The sequence below is a fragment of the Planifilum fimeticola genome (assembly GCF_003001905.1).
Lineage (GTDB): Bacteria > Bacillota > Bacilli > Thermoactinomycetales > DSM-44946 > Planifilum > Planifilum fimeticola.
On the sequence record NZ_PVNE01000004.1, the window covers coordinates 143,154 to 161,130 of the forward strand.

Annotated in this window: 19 protein-coding genes; 3 read left to right on the forward strand and 16 right to left on the reverse strand. The window is 58.1% G+C overall.

Annotated elements, in window-relative coordinates; genetic code table 11:
• Window positions 1-19 precede the first annotated feature (19 nt).
• The 16 genes from CLV97_RS04170 to CLV97_RS04240 all read right to left on the reverse strand — a co-directional run bounded on the left by CLV97_RS04170 (window position 20) and on the right by CLV97_RS04240 (window position 15,715).
• Entirely contained in the window at window positions 20-1,183 is a 1,164-nt protein-coding gene (locus CLV97_RS04170) for a 1-deoxy-D-xylulose-5-phosphate reductoisomerase (RefSeq protein ID WP_106344268.1), read from the reverse strand.
• An 11-nt stretch (window positions 1,184-1,194) separates the two neighbouring features.
• The gene (locus tag CLV97_RS04175) at window positions 1,195-1,983 is read right to left on the reverse strand and encodes a phosphatidate cytidylyltransferase (protein ID WP_106344269.1); all 789 of its coding nucleotides are present in this window, start codon (window positions 1,981-1,983) and stop codon (window positions 1,195-1,197) included.
• An 18-nt stretch (window positions 1,984-2,001) separates the two neighbouring features.
• A complete protein-coding gene (locus tag CLV97_RS04180; RefSeq protein WP_106344270.1) occupies window positions 2,002-2,778 on the reverse strand; it encodes an undecaprenyl pyrophosphate synthase in 777 nt (258 codons plus the stop codon).
• A 99-nt stretch (window positions 2,779-2,877) separates the two neighbouring features.
• Window positions 2,878-3,435, reverse strand: a complete 558-nt coding sequence (frr, locus tag CLV97_RS04185) for a ribosome recycling factor (RefSeq protein ID WP_106344271.1) — start codon at window positions 3,433-3,435, stop codon at window positions 2,878-2,880.
• Entirely contained in the window at window positions 3,435-4,160 is a 726-nt protein-coding gene (gene pyrH, locus CLV97_RS04190) for a UMP kinase (RefSeq protein WP_106344272.1), read from the reverse strand. Before pyrH ends, frr begins: the two co-directional genes overlap by 1 nt.
• 86 nt (window positions 4,161-4,246) lie before the next feature.
• Window positions 4,247-4,897: a translation elongation factor Ts gene (tsf, locus tag CLV97_RS04195; RefSeq protein WP_106344273.1), complete on the reverse strand. Its 651-nt coding sequence runs from the start codon at window positions 4,895-4,897 to the stop codon at window positions 4,247-4,249.
• Window positions 4,898-5,028: 131 nt separating this feature from the next.
• On the reverse strand, window positions 5,029-5,727 hold the full coding sequence (rpsB, locus tag CLV97_RS04200; protein ID WP_106344274.1) for a 30S ribosomal protein S2: 699 nt from the start codon (window positions 5,725-5,727) through the stop codon (window positions 5,029-5,031).
• Between the two features lie 206 nt (window positions 5,728-5,933).
• Window positions 5,934-7,313 carry an ATP-dependent protease ATPase subunit HslU gene (hslU, locus tag CLV97_RS04205; RefSeq protein ID WP_146130404.1) on the reverse strand — a complete coding sequence of 460 codons (1,380 nt, stop codon included), beginning with the start codon at window positions 7,311-7,313 and terminating at the stop codon, window positions 5,934-5,936.
• A 35-nt stretch (window positions 7,314-7,348) separates the two neighbouring features.
• Window positions 7,349-7,888, reverse strand: coding sequence for an ATP-dependent protease subunit HslV (gene hslV / locus CLV97_RS04210; protein WP_106344312.1), 540 nt, complete (start codon window positions 7,886-7,888; stop codon window positions 7,349-7,351).
• Between the two features lie 190 nt (window positions 7,889-8,078).
• Window positions 8,079-9,401, reverse strand: coding sequence for an FADH(2)-oxidizing methylenetetrahydrofolate--tRNA-(uracil(54)-C(5))-methyltransferase TrmFO (trmFO, locus tag CLV97_RS04215; RefSeq protein WP_106344275.1), 1,323 nt, complete (start codon window positions 9,399-9,401; stop codon window positions 8,079-8,081).
• A 9-nt stretch (window positions 9,402-9,410) separates the two neighbouring features.
• Window positions 9,411-11,483 (reverse strand): type I DNA topoisomerase, encoded by a 2,073-nt coding sequence (gene topA, locus CLV97_RS04220; RefSeq protein ID WP_106344276.1) that lies wholly within the window; start codon window positions 11,481-11,483, stop codon window positions 9,411-9,413.
• Window positions 11,484-11,693: 210 nt separating this feature from the next.
• The gene (gene dprA / locus CLV97_RS04225; RefSeq protein WP_106344277.1) at window positions 11,694-12,785 is read right to left on the reverse strand and encodes a DNA-processing protein DprA; all 1,092 of its coding nucleotides are present in this window, start codon (window positions 12,783-12,785) and stop codon (window positions 11,694-11,696) included.
• 54 nt (window positions 12,786-12,839) lie between these two features.
• Complete coding sequence (sucD, locus tag CLV97_RS04230) at window positions 12,840-13,745, reverse strand: succinate--CoA ligase subunit alpha (protein ID WP_106344278.1); 906 nt, start codon at window positions 13,743-13,745, stop codon at window positions 12,840-12,842.
• A gap of 34 nt (window positions 13,746-13,779) precedes the next feature.
• Window positions 13,780-14,940, reverse strand: coding sequence for an ADP-forming succinate--CoA ligase subunit beta (gene sucC, locus CLV97_RS04235; RefSeq protein WP_106344279.1), 1,161 nt, complete (start codon window positions 14,938-14,940; stop codon window positions 13,780-13,782).
• A 218-nt stretch (window positions 14,941-15,158) separates the two neighbouring features.
• Window positions 15,159-15,293 carry a hypothetical protein gene (locus CLV97_RS18745; RefSeq protein ID WP_281257579.1) on the reverse strand — a complete coding sequence of 45 codons (135 nt, stop codon included), beginning with the start codon at window positions 15,291-15,293 and terminating at the stop codon, window positions 15,159-15,161.
• A gap of 218 nt (window positions 15,294-15,511) precedes the next feature.
• Window positions 15,512-15,715, reverse strand: coding sequence for a hypothetical protein (locus CLV97_RS04240; RefSeq protein WP_106344280.1), 204 nt, complete (start codon window positions 15,713-15,715; stop codon window positions 15,512-15,514).
• A gap of 148 nt (window positions 15,716-15,863) precedes the next feature.
• On the opposite strand from CLV97_RS04240, the gene CLV97_RS04245 reads away from it, so the two are divergent.
• The 3 genes from CLV97_RS04245 to CLV97_RS04255 all read left to right on the forward strand — a co-directional run bounded on the left by CLV97_RS04245 (window position 15,864) and on the right by CLV97_RS04255 (window position 17,973).
• Window positions 15,864-16,313 carry a cupredoxin domain-containing protein gene (locus CLV97_RS04245; RefSeq protein ID WP_106344281.1) on the forward strand — a complete coding sequence of 150 codons (450 nt, stop codon included), beginning with the start codon at window positions 15,864-15,866 and terminating at the stop codon, window positions 16,311-16,313.
• Window positions 16,314-16,523: 210 nt separating this feature from the next.
• On the forward strand, window positions 16,524-17,225 hold the full coding sequence (locus CLV97_RS04250; protein ID WP_211295678.1) for a lantibiotic protection ABC transporter ATP-binding subunit: 702 nt from the start codon (window positions 16,524-16,526) through the stop codon (window positions 17,223-17,225).
• The gene (locus tag CLV97_RS04255; RefSeq protein WP_106344282.1) at window positions 17,218-17,973 is read left to right on the forward strand and encodes a lantibiotic immunity ABC transporter MutE/EpiE family permease subunit; all 756 of its coding nucleotides are present in this window, start codon (window positions 17,218-17,220) and stop codon (window positions 17,971-17,973) included. Before CLV97_RS04250 ends, CLV97_RS04255 begins: the two co-directional genes overlap by 8 nt.
• The last annotated feature ends 4 nt before the right edge of the window (window positions 17,974-17,977 follow it).

Consider the following 17,977-nt stretch of genomic DNA (forward strand, 5'->3'; position numbering starts at 1 on the left):
GGATCACCGCCTTCGTTGATCAAACCGCCGATGGATTGACCGGGCAAGCCTTCGCCTGCTCCCGGGCCCATCGATCCGCTTCTTCTATCGCTTCCAGCGTGGGATCGGAAATGCAACCGTGCATGGAAAGAACCCGCTCGATCACCTCTTCGATGGCCAAGAAGGGAATTTCCCCAGCCAAAAAGCGCTCCACCGCCACCTCGTTGGCCGCGTTGAGCACCGCCGGCATCGTTCCTCCCGCGCGGCCGGCTTCATACGCCATTTTCAGGCACGGATAGCGGTTGAAATCGGCCGGCCGGAAATGGAGCGCTCCAAGGGCGATCAAGTCGAGAGGCCGAGCGGTCAACGGCAGGCGTTCGGGGTAGCTCAAAGCGTATTGGATCGGCACCCGCATGTCGGGCGTTCCCAGCTGCGCCATCACCGCACCGTCCCGAAATTCCACCATGGAATGAATGATGCTCTCTGGATGAATCACCACGTCGATGCGATCATAGGGCATGTTAAACAGCCAGCGGGCTTCAATCACTTCCAAGCCCTTGTTCATCATCGTGGCCGAATCGATGGTCACCTTTGCGCCCATCGACCAGTTGGGATGGGTCAGCGCCTGCTCCCGGGTGACGGATCCCAGCGCTTCCCGAGGCAAATCCCGAAACGCCCCGCCGGAGGCGGTCAAAATGAGCCGGCGGACTTCCGCGGTCCGTTCTCCGTTGAGACACTGGAAAATTGCCGAATGCTCGCTGTCGACGGGAAGGATGGAAATCCCCGCCTTTTCGGCCTCCCGCATCACGATCGATCCGGCCATCACCAGGGTTTCCTTGTTGGCCAAAGCGATCGTTTTCCCGGCTCGGATCGCCGCCAGGGTGGGACGCAACCCCCTGCTGCCCACAATCGCGGAAACCACGATGGAAGCCTCGGGATGAGTGGCCACCTCCGAGACCCCCTCCTCACCGCAAACCACGCGGACCCCCGGCCCCGCCTCTCTTTGCACCTGCTCCGCCGCTTCCGGAGATGCCATCGACACGATCCGGGGTGAAAATTCCCGAATTTGCCTCACCATCTCCTGGACGTTGCTCCCCGCGGCCAGCCCGATCACTTCAAATTGTTCGGGATGTTCCCGGACCACCGCCAGCGTGTTTTTGCCGATGGAACCGGTCGAACCGAGAACGGCGATCCGTTGCTTCATCGATCTACCTCCTATACAACCCGAAAGAGATGGATGACCAAAAGCGCGAACAACAAACTGTCGAACCGGTCCAGCACGCCGCCGTGTCCGGGGAGCAAACCTCCGGAATCCTTTACACCGGTGGTCCGCTTGATCGCCGATTCAACCAGGTCTCCCAGCTGACCGGCCACGGCGATAAGCAGTGCGAGCACCAAGGAGGACTGCCAGTCCAGCGCCGGGATGGCCGACGCGATGGAAAGCCCGGCGATCACCGACAAAATCAAGCCGCCCGCGGAACCCTCCACCGTTTTGTTCGGGCTGATCTCCGGACACAGTTTTCTCTTCCCGAATTTCCGTCCCACAAAGTAGGCTCCGGTATCCCCCGCCCAAATCACACCGAGAACAAACAGGGACCAAAGCAACCCGTCCGTCATCCACCTCATCTGTATCATGTAAGAAAAGCCGAAACCTATGTATAAGGCGCCGGAAAAAAGATAGGCCGTCCGAAAAATATCCGTGCGATTGCGGCTGATGACCATCAGAAGGAAAAAAATAACCAAACCGGTGAGAACGACGTCGAGCCCGAAGGAGGAGGCGGCCGTTCCCTCGTGTGTCATGCCGGCAAACAGGATGCTCCATACCATCAGAAAGCCGGGGACGGACCACCGGCTCAGCCATGGAATCCTCCCCATTCGGCAAAATTCCGCATAGCCCACCGTTGCCAGGAGGGCGATCAATCCTGCGTACCATTTGCCACCCAGCCACAACACGAACAGAAAACCGGCGGCCCCCAACCCCCCAGTGATGATTCGCTGCTTCATCCAACGACTCTCCAGTCCTTACACCGCGCCGAAACGACGGGAACGGTGCTGGTAATCTTCGATGGCGCGAAAAAAGTGATCTCTCCTAAATTCGGGCCAGGAAACATTCGTAAACCACAACTCGCTGTAAGCCAATTGCCACAGCATGAAATTGCTGATTCGGATCTCACCGCTGGTGCGGATGACCAGATCGGGATCCGGCAGGCCCGCGGTGTACAGATAGCGGTCCATGACCGCTTCATCCACCGCATCCTTTTCCATTTTGCCCGATTGAACATCCTCTATGATCCGACGCACGGCCCGGAGGATTTCGTCCCGCGATCCGTAATTGAGAGCAAAATTGAGGATCAGTCCCGAATTGTTCCGGGTCGCTTCCTGAAACTGACGAATCGCCGACCGGGTGTGATCCGGAAGATGCGTTTCATCGCCGATCATCCGAACCTGTACATTGCGTCGGACGAGCTCATCCAGATCGGAACGCAAAAACTCCTGGGGCAATTTCATCAGATAATCCACTTCCTCCCGGGGCCGCTTCCAATTTTCTGTGGAAAAAGAATAGAGCGTCAAAATCTCAATGCCCAATTCGTCGGCGGCCCGGGTGATCTCCCGGACAGTGTTCATCCCTTCCCGGTGGCCGGCCACCCGGGGAAGCCCCCGCTTCTTGGCCCACCGCCCGTTGCCGTCCATGATAATCGCCACATGACGCGGTATGGGGCCTCTTCGCACCTTAGAAAGCAAGTCCTCCCCATCCGGCTGCTTCGACCCGGCCAACCATCTTTTCAGAAATCGGATCATGCCCATTCCTCCGCAGTAGTCCTCCGGCCATTCAACCTAAGTATATAACAAAAATGGCTCGATCAAAATTGAATCCCCGCTCCCCTTGCAGCGTTCCCGTCAGATTTCCATAATCTCTTTTTCCTTCGCCGCGATCACTTCGTCCACTTCCCGGATATACCGGTCCGTCAGCTTTTGGATCTCATCCTGCCCGCGGCGAACGTCGTCCTCGGAAATCTCCCCGTTTTTCCCCAGCTTCTTGATTTCCTCATTGGCATCCCGGCGGACGTTTCGGATGGCCACCTTCGACTCTTCACCGCTCTTCTTCACCACTTTGACGAGCTCCGCCCGGCGCTCTTCCGTCAGGGCCGGGATGGTGATCCGGATCACGTTACCGTCATTGGTGGGGGTAAGCCCCAATTCCGACTTCAGAATGGCCCGTTCGATTTCGGCCAAGGCGGACTTGTCCCAGGGCTGAACCACCAACAGGCGGGGTTCCGGCGCGGAAATGTTGGCCAGCTGGTTGACGGGCATCTCGCTTCCGTAATAGGAAACGGTCACCTTTTCGAGGAGAGCGGGTGTGGCCCGGCCCGCGCGCATGCTGGCCAAATCCTTTTTCAGCACCTGAATCGCCTTTTCCATTTTCTCAGCGGATTGCTTTTTGATGTTCTCCAGCATTACAGACTCCCCCTCACTACGGTTCCGATTTGTTCCCCCATCACCGCACGGCGGATGTTCCCCTCCGTGCAAATATTGAAGACGATGAGCGGGATATCGTTGTCCATGCACAACGTGGACGCCGTCGAATCCATGACCCCCAGCCCCTGATTGAGCATGTCCAGATAAGTGAGGGTCTCGTATTTCACGGCACGGGGGTCGCGGCTGGGATCCGCCGAATACACCCCGTCCACATTGTTTTTCGCCATCAGGATCACGTCCGCCTCGATCTCCGCGGCGCGGAGTGCCGCGGTGGTGTCGGTGGAGAAGAAGGGATTTCCCGTTCCCGCCGCGAAGATGACGACCCGCCCCTTTTCCAGATGGCGAATCGCCCGGCGGCGGATATAGGGCTCCGCCACTTGGCGCATCTCGATCGATGTCTGGACGCGGGTGGGTACACCCACCTTTTCCAGGGAATCCTGAAGGGCCAGGGAATTCATCACCGTCGCCAACATCCCCATGTAATCGGCGGTGGCCCGGTCAATCCCCTTGGCGCTGCCCGCCATACCGCGCCAGATGTTCCCGCCGCCGACGACAACGGCCATCTGGACACCCATCTCCACCACTTCTTTAATCTGGTTGGCGATGGAGGAAATCGTCTTGGGATCGATGCCGTATCCCTGATCCCCCGCCAGCGCCTCCCCGCTCAACTTCAAAACGACGCGACGATAATTGAGCCGTTCCATGACTTTCCTCCGTTCCACACATCCTTCCGGGAGTCTTGCCACCCCTATTCAAAAAAAGGGAACACCCCGTGTTCCCTTGGGCATCCTTAGCCCTTGACCTGCGATAAAACTTCCTCGGCGAAATTGGCCTCTTTCTTCTCGATGCCTTCCCCGAGTTCAAAGCGAACAAAGCGCCGGACCTCGATGTTCTCTCCGATGCGCGCGATCATTTCCTTGACCAGCTGTTCGATCGTTTTGTCTCCGTCCTTGATGTACGGCTGCTCCAGAAGACAGATCTCCTTGAAGTGCTTCTCCAGCCTGCCCTCCACCATCTTCTCAACGATGTGCTCCGGCTTTCCTTCATTGAGGGCCTGGGTGCGCAATATCTCCCGTTCCTTGTCCACCTCTTCCTTCGGAACCTCATCCCGTTTCACATATTTGGGATTCATCGCCGCGATCTGCATCGCGATCTCGCGCACAAAGGAACGGAACTCCTCGGTCTTGGCCACGAAATCCGTTTCGCAGTTCACTTCGACCAGAACGCCGATGCGTCCGCCGGCGTGTATGTAGGCTTCGACCAACCCTTCCGCCGCGACGCGTCCCGCTTTTTTCGCGGCAGCGGCCAAGCCCTTCTCCCGCAGAATCTCAATCGCTTTGTCCATGTCTCCGTTTGCTTCGGTGAGGGCCTTTTTGCAATCCATCATCCCCGCACCGGTTTTTTCCCGCAATTCCTTTACTTGAGCAGCTGATATCGCCATTTCATGTCCCTCCTTGTTTCCTTCGGGGCAACCCGTCTCCTTTCGGATTCCTCCTTGAATCCATCGTGCCGTAAGGTTGTATAAAAAAGGGTGGTGAGGCTAATCCCCGGACCCACCCTTTCGCTGAAGGTTCAGGAAGCGTTTTGTTCGCCCTGTTTCCCTTCCAGAACCGCATCGGCCATTTTGGACGTGAACAAGCGAACTGCCCGGATGGCATCGTCGTTGCCGGGAATGATGTAATCCACTTCGTCGGGATCGCAGTTCGTATCGACAATGGCGATGATCGGGATTCCCAACCTCCGCGCTTCGGCCACCGCGATCCGCTCCTTCCTCGGATCGATGATGAAGACCGCATCGGGCAGCTCCTTCATCTCCTTGATACCGCCGAGGAATTTTTCCAGCCGAGCCTGCTCCTTGCGGAGGAGAACCACTTCCTTCTTGGGAAGAACATCGAAGGTTCCGTCCTCTTCCATCCGCTTCAGTTCGTGCAACCGTTCAATCCGCTTGCGGATCGTTTGGAAGTTGGTCAGGGTGCCGCCCAGCCAGCGGTGGTTCACATAAAACATTCCGCACCGCTCCGCCTCCTCGCGGACCGCATCCTGAGCCTGTTTCTTGGTGCCGACAAAGAGGAGGGTCCCGCCGCGGGAAGCCAGTTCGCGAACGTAATTGTAAGCCTCCTCCATCATTTTCACCGTTTTCTGCAGGTCGATGATGTAGATCCCGTTCCGCTCGGTGAAAATGTATTTTTCCATTTTGGGGTTCCAACGGCGCGTCTGGTGCCCGAAATGAACCCCGGCTTCCAACAGCTGTTTCATCGAAACGACTGCCATAACTCCTTCATCCTCTCTCGGTTGATTCCTCCGTCGGCTTCATCACGGCCGGGATCGCCTTCGCGACACCGCCCGCCCACCTCCGCCGACGTGTGTGCTTAACACCGTTCATAAATATACCACAGGCAAAACCGCTTCCGCAACGATTACTCCTTCAATTTTTCCGGATTGGACATCGATTTTTCAGAGATCGAACGTCGCCCCGGCTACAGAATGTAATGGCTCATGTCCCGATCCCGCACGATATCGGCCAGCCGTTCCTGCACATATTGGGGGGTGATCACGACCTCCTCCAGATGAATGTCCGGCGCCTCAAAGGACAGCTCCTCAAGCAGCCTCTCCAGGATCGTGTGAAGCCTCCTGGCCCCGATGTTTTCGGTTCCCCGGTTCACCTCGGCGGCCAGGCGGGCGATCTCGCGGATCGCCTCCTCCGTGAACTTCACTTCGATTCCCTCGGTTCTGAGGAGTTCCGTATACTGCTTGATCAGCGCACCCTTGGGTTCCGTCAGGATGCGGAAGAAATCGTCGGCGGTCAAGTCGTTCAATTCCACCCGGATCGGAAAGCGCCCCTGGAGCTCGGGGATCAGATCCGAGGGCTTGGCGATGTGAAAAGCTCCTGCAGCGATGAAGAGAATGTGGTCCGTCTTCACCGGGCCATACTTGGTCATCACCGTCGATCCCTCGACGATGGGAAGAATGTCCCGCTGCACCCCTTCCCGGGAAACATCGGGACCTCCGCGCTGATCCTTGCCGGCGATTTTGTCCACCTCGTCGATGAAGATGATCCCCGACTGCTCCGCCCGCTGAATCGATTCCTGGGTAACCTGATCCATGTCGATCAACTTTTGACCCTCTTCCTGGATCAACACCTTCCGGGCTTCCCGGACGGGCAGGCGGCGCTTCTTCGTCCGCTTCGGAAGGAACTGCCCCAACATTTCCTGCATGTTGATGCCCATCTGTTCCATTCCGGAACCGGCAAACATGTCGAACATCGGGAGCTGCTCCTCCACTTCGATTTCAATGATCTCCTCCTCCAGCTCGCCCCTTTTCAGCCGCTCCCGCACCTGCCTCCTGCGCTCCTGAATCCCCGTCTCGTCGGTACCGGTGTCCTGGGAGCGGTTGGAGTGGCCGGTCTGGTTGAAAAGCATCTCCAAGGGGTTTTTGAACCCGCCCGTCTTCCTGGACGGGACCAGGATGGAGACAATCCGTTCGTCAGCCAATTGGGCCGCCTTGTCCTTCACTTTTTCCAACTGCTCCGCCTTGACAATCCGGATGGCCGTTTCCACCAGGTCCCGGACCATCGATTCCACATCCCGACCGACATAACCCACCTCAGTGAATTTGGTGGCTTCCACCTTGACGAAGGGGGCGCCGACCAGCTTTGCCAAGCGGCGGGCGATTTCCGTCTTTCCCACGCCGGTGGGGCCGATCATCAAAATATTCTTGGGCACCACCTCGTCCCGCAGCTCCTCCGGCAGCAAAGACCGGCGATACCGATTGCGGAGGGCGATGGCGACCGCCCGCTTGGCTGCCTGCTGGCCGACGATGTACTTATCCAATTCGGCGACAATCTGGCGCGGCGTCATCTGCTCCTGTCGGTTGATCGATCCACCGTTCACGCCTATACCTCCTCAACGACAATGTGCTGATTGGTAAACACGCAGATCTCGCCGGCAATCCTCAGGGCCGCCTCCGCGATCTCCCGGGCGCTCATCTCCGGAGCGTAGGTTTTCAGAGCCCGCCCGGCGGCCAGCGCATATCCGCCTCCGGACCCGATGGCCAGCACCTGATCATCCGGTTCAATCACTTCACCGGTTCCCGACACCAACAGCAGTTGTTCCGCATCCATGACGATCAGCATCGCTTCCAGCCGTCGCAGCACCTTGTCCGCCCGCCACTCCTTGGCCAGCTCAACGGCCGCACGGGTCAAATTGCCGTGAAATTCCTCCAGCTTTCCTTCAAACTTCTCGAAGAGGGTCATGGCATCGGCCACCGATCCGGCAAAGCCGGCGACCACTTTCCCGCGGTAAAGCCTGCGCACCTTTTTCGCCCGGTTTTTCATGACCATCTGATTGCCGAAGGTCACCTGGCCGTCTCCCGCGATGGCTCCAGCCCCCTTGTGACGGATGGCGAAAATGGTTGTTCCGCGAAACCCCTCCACCTGGAATCCCCCTTTGTCGCCCCGATTCATCCCGTTTTCATTTTGCTCAGAGATGAACAAAAAAAGACTTCACAACCGTCCATGAATGGATAACCATAAAGAAACAGCAGCACGACCATGCTGCCTGTTTCATCAAAGCCATGTATTCCGCAACCGTTTCAGCTTTCATCTTAGCACACCGACCGATTGGTTAGCAAGGCAAACGGTGCAGCTCCCGGGAAAAATCCCGAATCTTGTTCAATGCCCGTTCGGCGAATTGCAGGTTCCTCTCCTCCCGGGAACGGATCCTCTTCGGCAAGGGAGGAAGGAGACCGAAATTGGCGTTCATCGGTTGAAAATGTTTCGGATCGGCGGTGGTGATATACCGGGCGAGGCTGCCCATCGCCGTCTCCTCCGGAAAAACCACCGGATCCTGTCCCACCGCCAGTCGGGCGGCGTTGATCCCGGCAATCAACCCGGATGCGGCCGACTCCACATAGCCTTCCACTCCGGTAATCTGGCCGGCGAAGAACAGATCCTCCCGACGGATCAGCTGGTACGTGGGTCGCAGCAACCTGGGGGAATTGATGAAGGTGTTGCGGTGCATCACGCCGTACCGGACAATTTCCGCCTGCTCCAGCCCGGGGATCATCCGGATCACCCGCTTCTGCTCCCCCCATTTGAGATGCGTCTGAAAGCCGACCAGGTTGTACAGCGTTCCGGCACTGTTGTCCTGCCTAAGCTGGACCACGGCATAGGGCCGTTTTCCGGTCCGCGGATCCGTAAGACCCACCGGCTTCAACGGACCGAACAGGATCGTTTTCTTTCCGCGCCGGGCCATCACTTCGATCGGCATGCATCCTTCAAAGTAAATCTCCTTTTCAAATTCCTTGAGGGGGGCCTGCTCGGCGGAGACGAGCGCTTCATAAAATCGATCGAACTCTTCTTGCGTCATCGGACAGTTGATGTAGGCCGACTCCCCCTTGCCGTAGCGGGATGCGACAAACACCCTGTCCATGTCGATGCTGTCCTTTTCCACGATGGGAGCCGCCGCATCGTAGAAATACAGGTACTCCTCCCCGGTCAGGCGGCGGATCTCCTCGGACAGCGCGGGGGAGGTGAGGGGCCCCGTGGCGATCACCGCGATCCCTTCGGGAATCTCCGTCACTTCCTCGTGGAGGATCTCCACGTGGGGAATCTGTTTCAGCGCATCCGTCACCGCGGCGGAAAAGGACTCCCGATCCACCGCCAATGCGCCCCCGGCGGGGACCTCATGGGCATCGGCACACCGCATGATCAGCGAGTCCATCCGGCGCATCTCTTCCTTCAAAATCCCCACCGCGTTGGTCAGGGCTTTGGCCCGGAGCGAGTTGCTGCAGACCAGTTCGGCAAAACGTCCGGTCCGGTGGGCCGGCGTCAGTTTCACAGGGCGCATCTCGATGAGCCGGACCGGAACCCCGCGCCGTGCGATCTGCCAAGCCGCCTCGCTGCCGGCCAAGCCCGCTCCGATCACCGTTACTGTCTGTGGCATCATGTAACCTCCTCAGGGTTTCGCTTCCTCATAACCGCATTCCGTACAGCGGATCACGGTCTCTTTTTTTCTCCTCTTTTCCACCATCAATTTGCCGCACTTGGGACAGGGACGGGGGACGGGTTTGTCCCAGGACACGAAATCGCATTCCGGATACCGGCTGCAGCCGTAAAAGGTGCGGCGCTTTTTGCTCTTCCGCTCCACGATCTCCCCCTCGCCGCACTTGGGACAGGCAACTCCCGTCGATTTGAGGATCGGTTTGGCGTTGCGGCACTCCGGAAAGGAGGAGCAGGCCAAAAACCGCCCGTACCGGCCCATCTTGTACACCATCGGGCTTCCGCATTTCTCGCAGACCTCATCGGAAACCTCGTCCTTGATCTCCACTTCTTCCATCTCTTTTTCCGCAATCGTAAGGCGCCGGTGAAAGGGGCGGTAAAATTCGTCGACGATTTGAACCCAATCCACGGCCCCTTCTTCGATCTGATCCAGCTCTTCCTCCATGTTGGCCGTAAACTCGACATCCAAAATCTCCGGAAAAAATTCCTCCATCAACTGGGTGACGATCTCGCCCAGCTCCGTCGGCACGAAGCGGCGGTCCTCCAGCGTCACATAACCCCGCTTTTGAATGGTCTCCAGGGTGGGGGCATAGGTGGACGGCCTTCCGATTCCCAATTCCTCCAGGGTTCGGACCAGCCGGGCCTCCGTATACCGGGGCGGAGGCTGGGTGAAATGCTGTTTCGGCTGCACCGATTTTCGTTTCAGGGTCTCACCCTTTTCCAGCTCCGGCAGCCGCGCCTCTTCCTCGGTTTTGTTGTCGTCCGTGCCTTCCACGTACACCTTCATGAAGCCGGGGAATTTGACCGTCGAACCCGTCGCCCGAAACAACGCATCCCCAACGCGGATGTCCGCGGTGACGGCGTCCATGACTGCGGGGGCCATTTGACTGGCCACGTAACGCTCCCAGATCAGTTTGTACAGGCGGTACTGATCCCGGCTCAGATAGCTTTTCACCTTTTCGGGCGTACGCTCCACCGACGTGGGTCGGATCGCTTCGTGGGCATCCTGGGCGCCCGCCTTTGTCCGGTGCCGACGCGGAGTATCCGGCAGATAGGGCTCTCCGAAGGCATGCTTAATCCATGCCAGCGCTTCCCGCTGGGCCGTCTCGGCGATCCGGGTCGAATCGGTCCGCATGTAGGTGATCAATCCGACGGAACCCTCGGGACCCAGGTCCACGCCTTCGTACAATTGCTGCGCGACGGCCATGGTACGGGAGGCCCGGAACCTGAGCTTTCTCGCCGCCTCCTGCTGCAGGGTGCTGGTGATGAAAGGCGGAGCCGGATTGCGGCGCCGCTGGCTCTTTTTCACTTCTTCGACGACGAATCGCTTTCCTTTGATTCGCTCGAGAAGCGCCTTGACCTCCTCTTCGTTCTTCAGCTCCGTTTTTTCCTTCCCATAGCCGTAAAACTTCGCCCGGAAGGACTCGTTCCCCTTCAACAGTTCCGCCGTGACCGTCCAGTACTCCTCCGGCTTAAACTCCCGGATCTCCTTTTCCCGGTCGATGATCAGCTTGACGGCCACGGATTGAACGCGTCCGGCGCTTAAACCCTTCTTCACCTTTTTCCACAGGATCGGGCTGATCCCATAACCGACCAGCCGGTCCAGAATGCGCCGTGCCTGCTGGGCGTTGACCAGATCCATGTCGATCGGACGGGGGTTTTTGAAAGCTTCCTGGATGGCCTGTTTGGTGATCTCGTTGAAAACCACCCGGCATTTTTCATTCGGGCTCAAATCCAGGCTGTGGGCCAAATGCCATGCGATCGCTTCACCTTCCCGATCCGGGTCGGCGGCAAGGAATACCCGCTTCACCTTTTTCTTCGCTTCGCGCAACTCCTTCAACACGTTACCCTTGCCGCGGATGGTGATGTATTTCGGTTCGAAGCGGTGTTCGATATCAATGCCCATTTGGCTTTTGGGCAGATCCCGCACATGTCCCATCGAAGCTTTGACGATATATTTTTTTCCCAGATATTTGCCGATGGTTTTCGCTTTGGCGGGCGATTCGACGATGACGAGCGAATCGGCCATCCCGTGTCCTCCCCTCTATTTGAAAACCGTTCCATTTTCTTCACATGTCGGATCCACCAAGACGAGGTCGCATCTGTAACGATAACAAATATCCGGTGCCTGCGGCAACCGGGGAGTCCTTCCGCCGGAACCTCCGACGGTTCATCCAAATGGTTTCCAGCCCTTTGTCATGTCATTCCCCCGAAACCGCTCCTCTTAAAACACCGGATCTCATCCTTCCCTGACAAACCGCGACCCCGGCAGTTGCCGGATCCGTTTTTTCAACTGGAGCGAAAGCAGATGCCTGTGAATCTCCCCGGGCGGGAGGGAGATTTGCTCCCTCAGTTCGTCGATGTGCACCGGCTCGTCTCTGATGAAGGAAAGCAGCAGTCCTTCCTCCGGAGAAAGGTCGGAAGGTTCCGTCGATTCCGCCGGAGCCCGTGGAGATTGATCCAGGGAAGGAAACTCCTCCAGAATGTCCTGCACGCCGGTCACGCACTTGGCGCCCTGTTGGATCAGCCGGTTGGTGCCCGCGCTCTTCTCCGACGTGACGGGACCGGGGACGGCAAACACCTCCCGCCCCTGCTCCATGCTGAAATCGGCGGTGATGAGAGCGCCGCTACGCTCCGCCGCCTCCACCACCAGCGTACCCACGGAGAGGCCGCTGATGATCCGGTTTCTCTGGGGAAAGAGGCCGGGGCGGGGAGCCGTCCCCGGGGGCATCTCCGAACAGACCGCTCCCTTTTCGGCCAATTCCGCGTAAAGTCCGCGGAGATGCTTCGGATAAACGACATCCACCCCCGTTCCCAGGACGGCGACCGTTTTCCCGTTCGCTTCCAGAGCGCCCCGGTGGGCCTCTGAATCGACGCCGGCAGCCATGCCGCTCACAACCACCCATCCCCGAGAAGCGATCTCCGCCGCCATTTTCCGCGCAACCCGCCTCCCGTAGTGCGTCGGATTGCGCGTGCCCACCACGGCCAAACACACTCCGGAAAGGAGGGAGAGATCCCCCTTGATGTAGAGCACCCAGGGAGGCTGGGCAATCTCTTTCAAATATTCCGGGTATTCCGGATCAAAATAGGTGACGGCGGCGATTCTGCGCCGTTTCAGCTCCTCCTTCACCCGACGGACGAAGGACGGGTTCCACTTCCCGCGGATTCGCTCCACCGTGCTTCCCGGGACGCGGAGGTCCCTGAGGTGCTGCAGGAGGTCAGAAGTCAATTCTCCCGCGGGATTCCATCCCGCTTCCAACAATTTATGCAACGTGTGCCAACCGATCCCCTGGATTTGGTGCATCGCGATCAATCCGTCCCGCTCTTCCATCGCACTCCCTCCAAAAAACGGGGGACCGCAGGGCGGTCCCCAGAAAGCCGATGTCTATTTCTTCGTGATGCACTGCTCCAGCAAACCTTTCTCCTTCAGGACCTGAACCAACGTCTCGCCGATGTCGGCCGGGGTGGGAGCCACCTTCACGCCGCATTCCTGAAGCTTGGCGATCTTTTCGGCGGCCGTTCCCTTTCCTCCGGAAATGATGGCCCCCGCATGACCCATCCGCTTGCCCGGAGGAGCCGTCTGACCGCCGATGAAGGCCACCACCGGCTTATCCATGTTCTGACGGATCCACTCGGCGGCCTCTTCCTCGGCCGTGCCTCCGATCTCACCGATCAGGATGACCGCCAAGGTGTCCGGATCCGCCTGGAACTCCTTGAGAACGTCGATGAAATTGGTTCCGTTGACCGGGTCTCCGCCGATCCCGACCGCCGTCGACTGCCCGATGCCACGGGTGGTCAGCTGGTGAACCGCCTCATAGGTGAGGGTTCCGCTGCGGGAGACGATTCCTACCTTCCCGGGCATATGGATGTATCCGGGCATGATGCCGATCTTGCACTCGCCCGGCGTGATCACTCCCGGGCAGTTGGGGCCGATCAAACGGGTTTTCTTCCCTTCCATGTACCGCTTCACCTTGACCATGTCGAGGACGGGTATACCCTCGGTGATGCAGACCACCAAATCCAGTTCCGCATCCACCGCTTCCATGATCGCATCAGCGGCAAAGGCCGGGGGAACGTAGATGACCGACGCGTTGGCTCCCGTCTCTTTGACCGCCTCCTCAACGGTGTCAAAAACCGGGACGCCCTCGACGGAGGTTCCGCCCTTGCCCGGAGTTACCCCCGCAACCACTTTCGTTCCGTATTCCAGCGCCTGCTTGGTGTGAAACATCCCGTTGGATCCGGTGATTCCCTGCGTAATCACTTTGGTGTCCTTGTTCACGAATATGCTCAACGCCCAACCCGCCTTTCTTCAACGTGCTCAGTGTTTATTTCACCAGGGAAACGATCTTTTGCGCCGCGTCCGCCATGGAATCGGCGGCGATGATTTTCAGACCGGACTCTTCCAAAATCTTTTTGCCAAGCTCCACGTTGGTCCCCTCGAGACGCACCACCAGCGGACGGTCCAGCCCCACCTGTTTGGCCGCTTCGACCACTCCGGTGGCGATCACGTCGCATTTCATGATTCCGCCGAAAATATTGACCAGGATCCCCTTCACATTTTCGTCGGACAGGATGATTTTGAAGGCTTCCGTCACCTTCTCGGCGGTGGCGCCGCCGCCCACATCCAGGAAGTTGGCCGGCTCTCCGCCGTAATGCTTGATGATGTCCATCGTGGCCATCGCCAGTCCGGCGCCGTTGACCATGCAGCCGATATTGCCGTCCAGGGCGATATAGCTCAGATCGTATTTGGAAGCTTCCACTTCCCTGGGATCCTCTTCATCCAAATCCCTCAATTCGCGGATGTCCGGATGGCGATACAGCGCGTTGCTGTCGAAGTTGAGCTTGGCATCCAAAGCCATCACCCGGCCGTCCTCGGTGGTGACGAGCGGGTTGATTTCCGCCAGGGAGCAATCCTTCTCCACAAAGGCGCGGTACAGGCCCGTCATGAATTTGGCCGCCTTGTTGATGCGATCCCGGGGAATGTTGATTTTGAAGGCCACTCGACGGGCTTGGAAGGGCAACAGGCCAACCGCCGGATCGATCGATTCCTTGATGATCTTCTCCGGTGTGCGGGCCGCCACCTCCTCGATCTCCGTTCCGCCTTCTTCGGAGGCCATCAGGGTCACCCGGCCGGTGGAGCGGTCGATTACCATGCCGACATAGTATTCCTTCTGGATCTTACACCCCTCTTCGATCAGGAGGCGTTTCACTTCCTTCCCTTCGGGGCCCGTTTGATGGGTGACCAGCACTTTCCCCAGGAGTTCTTCGGCGTGGGAGCGAACCTCGTCCAGGCTGCGGGCAAGCTTGACGCCCCCCGCCTTTCCCCGGCCGCCGGCGTGAATCTGCGCCTTGACAACCCACAGATCGCCACCCAGGGACTTCGCCGCCTCCACCGCTTCTTCGGGGGTGAAGGCCACCTGCCCCCTGGGAACGTCCACCCCGTATTGCTTCAGTACCTCTTTCCCCTGGTACTCGTGAACATTCATGCTTCTCCTGCCTCCTATCCTCAATTTCCTCCACAAAAAAAGAAACCCGGTCGGTTCCTCTTCACCCGGCGCGCACCTTCAGCGGCCCCATCCCGGACCGGCACCGGCCGTGCGGAGGCCGCATGGGAGCGTTTGCGAAATGCGAAAGCACCCACGAGAGATCACGCAAACAGGCAGATCCCCGACCACTCCTTGACCGTTCCGCGGCAATCCTCCGTTCACCGGATGAGGCTGATCACCGTCGCCACCACGGCAATTCCCATGAAGAAGATAAAGGAGGTCGCCGTGGCGAAGACCATGTCCAGAAAATCGTTGTCGCGGTTTTCTCCTTGATTTTTCCATTTCAAGCTCATCTGTCACCCTCCCGGTTGCCCATCGGTTTTACGGATCGTTCACCTGTCGCCCGAGCCCTTCGGGCAACATTGCAGCCGATCAACCATCCGGACGGATCGATTCGATGATCCTGATCGGATTGATTTCAGGGACTAGTATAACACGGTTTTCCCCTCCGGAAAACACCGATTCGATGGCAATCTCCCGAAACCTCTTCGCAAAAAGCCTCTCCGCCCGTCTATTCCGATTCCCGGGCCGCCAGGATATTGGAGCGCTTGAAACGGCGAACCCCCTTCCGCTCAAAACAATACGCCTCCACCAGATCCTCCCGAATGACCCGGATGCGGATCCGCCGCTGGGTGATTTTCCCCTTTTCGTCCATGTAAATGATCTCCACCGGCCGCCCGGACTTCGCGGCCCTTTTCAACACCGTATCCTTCATGGTTTCCCACCCGGAGTCGAACATCCGTTCCTATTATATAACAACCGCGATCGATTTACAATGCGTAACTTTTTTTCCACCGATCGGATAAAACCCGGGTCTTGTTGTCAATAAATAGACACAAAACATTCGCCAAAGGGGGATTCCCATGACCACCCCGCGTCAATGGCTGGCGCTCACCATCGCCTTCCTGTTGGTGCTGATCGGCACCACCGTCCTTCTCGTTCCCTGGTTCGACGACCGGACCGTCATCCAGGAATGGACCCAAACCCCGGAAAAAACCTTCCATCTCGTCACCGTCGAATACAAAAGCGAGGTGAATGGGCGGGAAATCGAGGCTTATCGCTGGGATCCCGGGTCCATCGTGGTCAACAAAGGGGACAGAGTCAACCTGGTCCTGCACGGAATCCACGGGAAAGCCCACAACTTTTCCCTCAGCGAGTTCGGCGTCAGCGGAGTCGTCCGAAAGGGAGAGAAAACGCGTGTATCCTTCCTGGCCGACAAACCCGGAACGTATCAACTGATCTGCCACGACCACGCGACCGCCGAAAACAACGGCCCGATGATCGCCTACATCACGGTCCTGGACGAAAAATAGCAATCCTTTGCCGACGGGCGTCACTCTGTATCGCCTTCCGAAGGCCGATTTCCAGCGGCTTTTCGAAAGGCGTTTTTTTGTGAAAGCAAAGTCCTGCATTTGTCCCGTTCGGGCGGAAAAAAGGCGGTTTTTGCCGGCATTTTTATAAATCCTTTATTTTTGCTTGCTACATTGATCTCGAGACAATCATCGACAAAGAGGTGGGCAAACATGATGGAATACGCCATCGAAACCCGGAACTTGACCAAGCGGATAGGAAACCGGCAGATTGTAAAAACACTGTCTCTCCGGATTCCGAAGGGCTCCGTTTACGGCTTGCTGGGGCCGAACGGGGCGGGGAAATCGACCACGTTGAAGTTGTTGACAGGGCTTATGCGCCCATCAGAAGGCGAAGTGCACGTCTTTGGAAAACCCTGGTCCAGGGACTGCCTGGGTCGGATCGGCGCCTTGATCGAAACCCCCGCCCTGTACGGCAATCTGACCGCCTTTGAAAACCTTCTCGTTCACAGCCGGTTGATGGGCCTTCCCCAAGAAGAGATCGATCGAGCCCTCGTCATCACCGGGCTGGAGACGACAGGCAAAAAATTGGTTTCCCACTTTTCCCTCGGGATGAAGCAGCGACTCGGCCTCGCCATCGCTCTCCTCGGAGATCCGGAAATCCTCATCCTGGACGAACCGACCAACGGACTGGATCCGATCGGGATCGAGGAATTCAGGGAACTGATCCGACTCCTCAACTCGAGGGGAAAAACCATTCTCCTGTCCAGTCACATTTTGTCGGAAGTGGCCCAGCTCGTCGACCACATCGGCATCATCAGCGGCGGGGAGTTGAAACTGCAGGCGCCCATCGGGGAAAAAGACGATCTTGAGACGTTGTTTCTTCAGACCGTGAGGAGGGAAAACCATGCTTGAAATCCTACGCACGGAACATTTGAAATTCAAAAGAACCTTCGCCAAACGTCTGGCCCTATTCACCCCTTTCCTTTTGATCCTCATCTCCCAGATCACCAAACTGTATCTGCCCGATGAAATCGGACCCTGGGAGCTCTTGCTCTTTCAGATCTACAACTGGTGGCCGGTCCTCTTCGTCCCCCTCGGAACGGCACTGCTCGCTTCCCTGGCCCAACAAAAGGAAAAAAGGGCCGGGAACCTTCAGAATCTGCGGATTCATCCCGTATCCGTCCCCGCCCTGTGGACGGGAAAAATCGCCGTCTTGGCCTGCCACACCCTCCTGTCCAGCGGCATTTTGGCAGGCTCTCTCCTCCTCGCGGGCCTGATTGTCGCCGGAGGGGCGATACCCTGGTCTCAGATCGTGACGGGGGCGCTGTTGATTTGGCTGACATCTCTCGCCCTCATCCCGATTCAGCTGTGGGCGGCAGCCTGGAAGGGGACCCTCTTCAGCATGGCCGTCGGTTTTGCCGGTCTGATCGCCGGTGTGCTGGCGGCACCCACCCCCCATTGGGTGTACGTGCCCTGGAGCTGGCCCACCCGGTTGATGGCCCCTGTAGTGGGGGTGCATCCCAACGGCGTGCCCTTGGACGCAGGCGATCCCCTTCTGGAACCCTCCGTGATTCCGGTGGGCATATTATTGGGAATAACCGCCTTTCTCCTCTTTACTTGGATCACCGCCCTGTGGTTTAAAAGAAAGGAGATGCGCTAGAGCA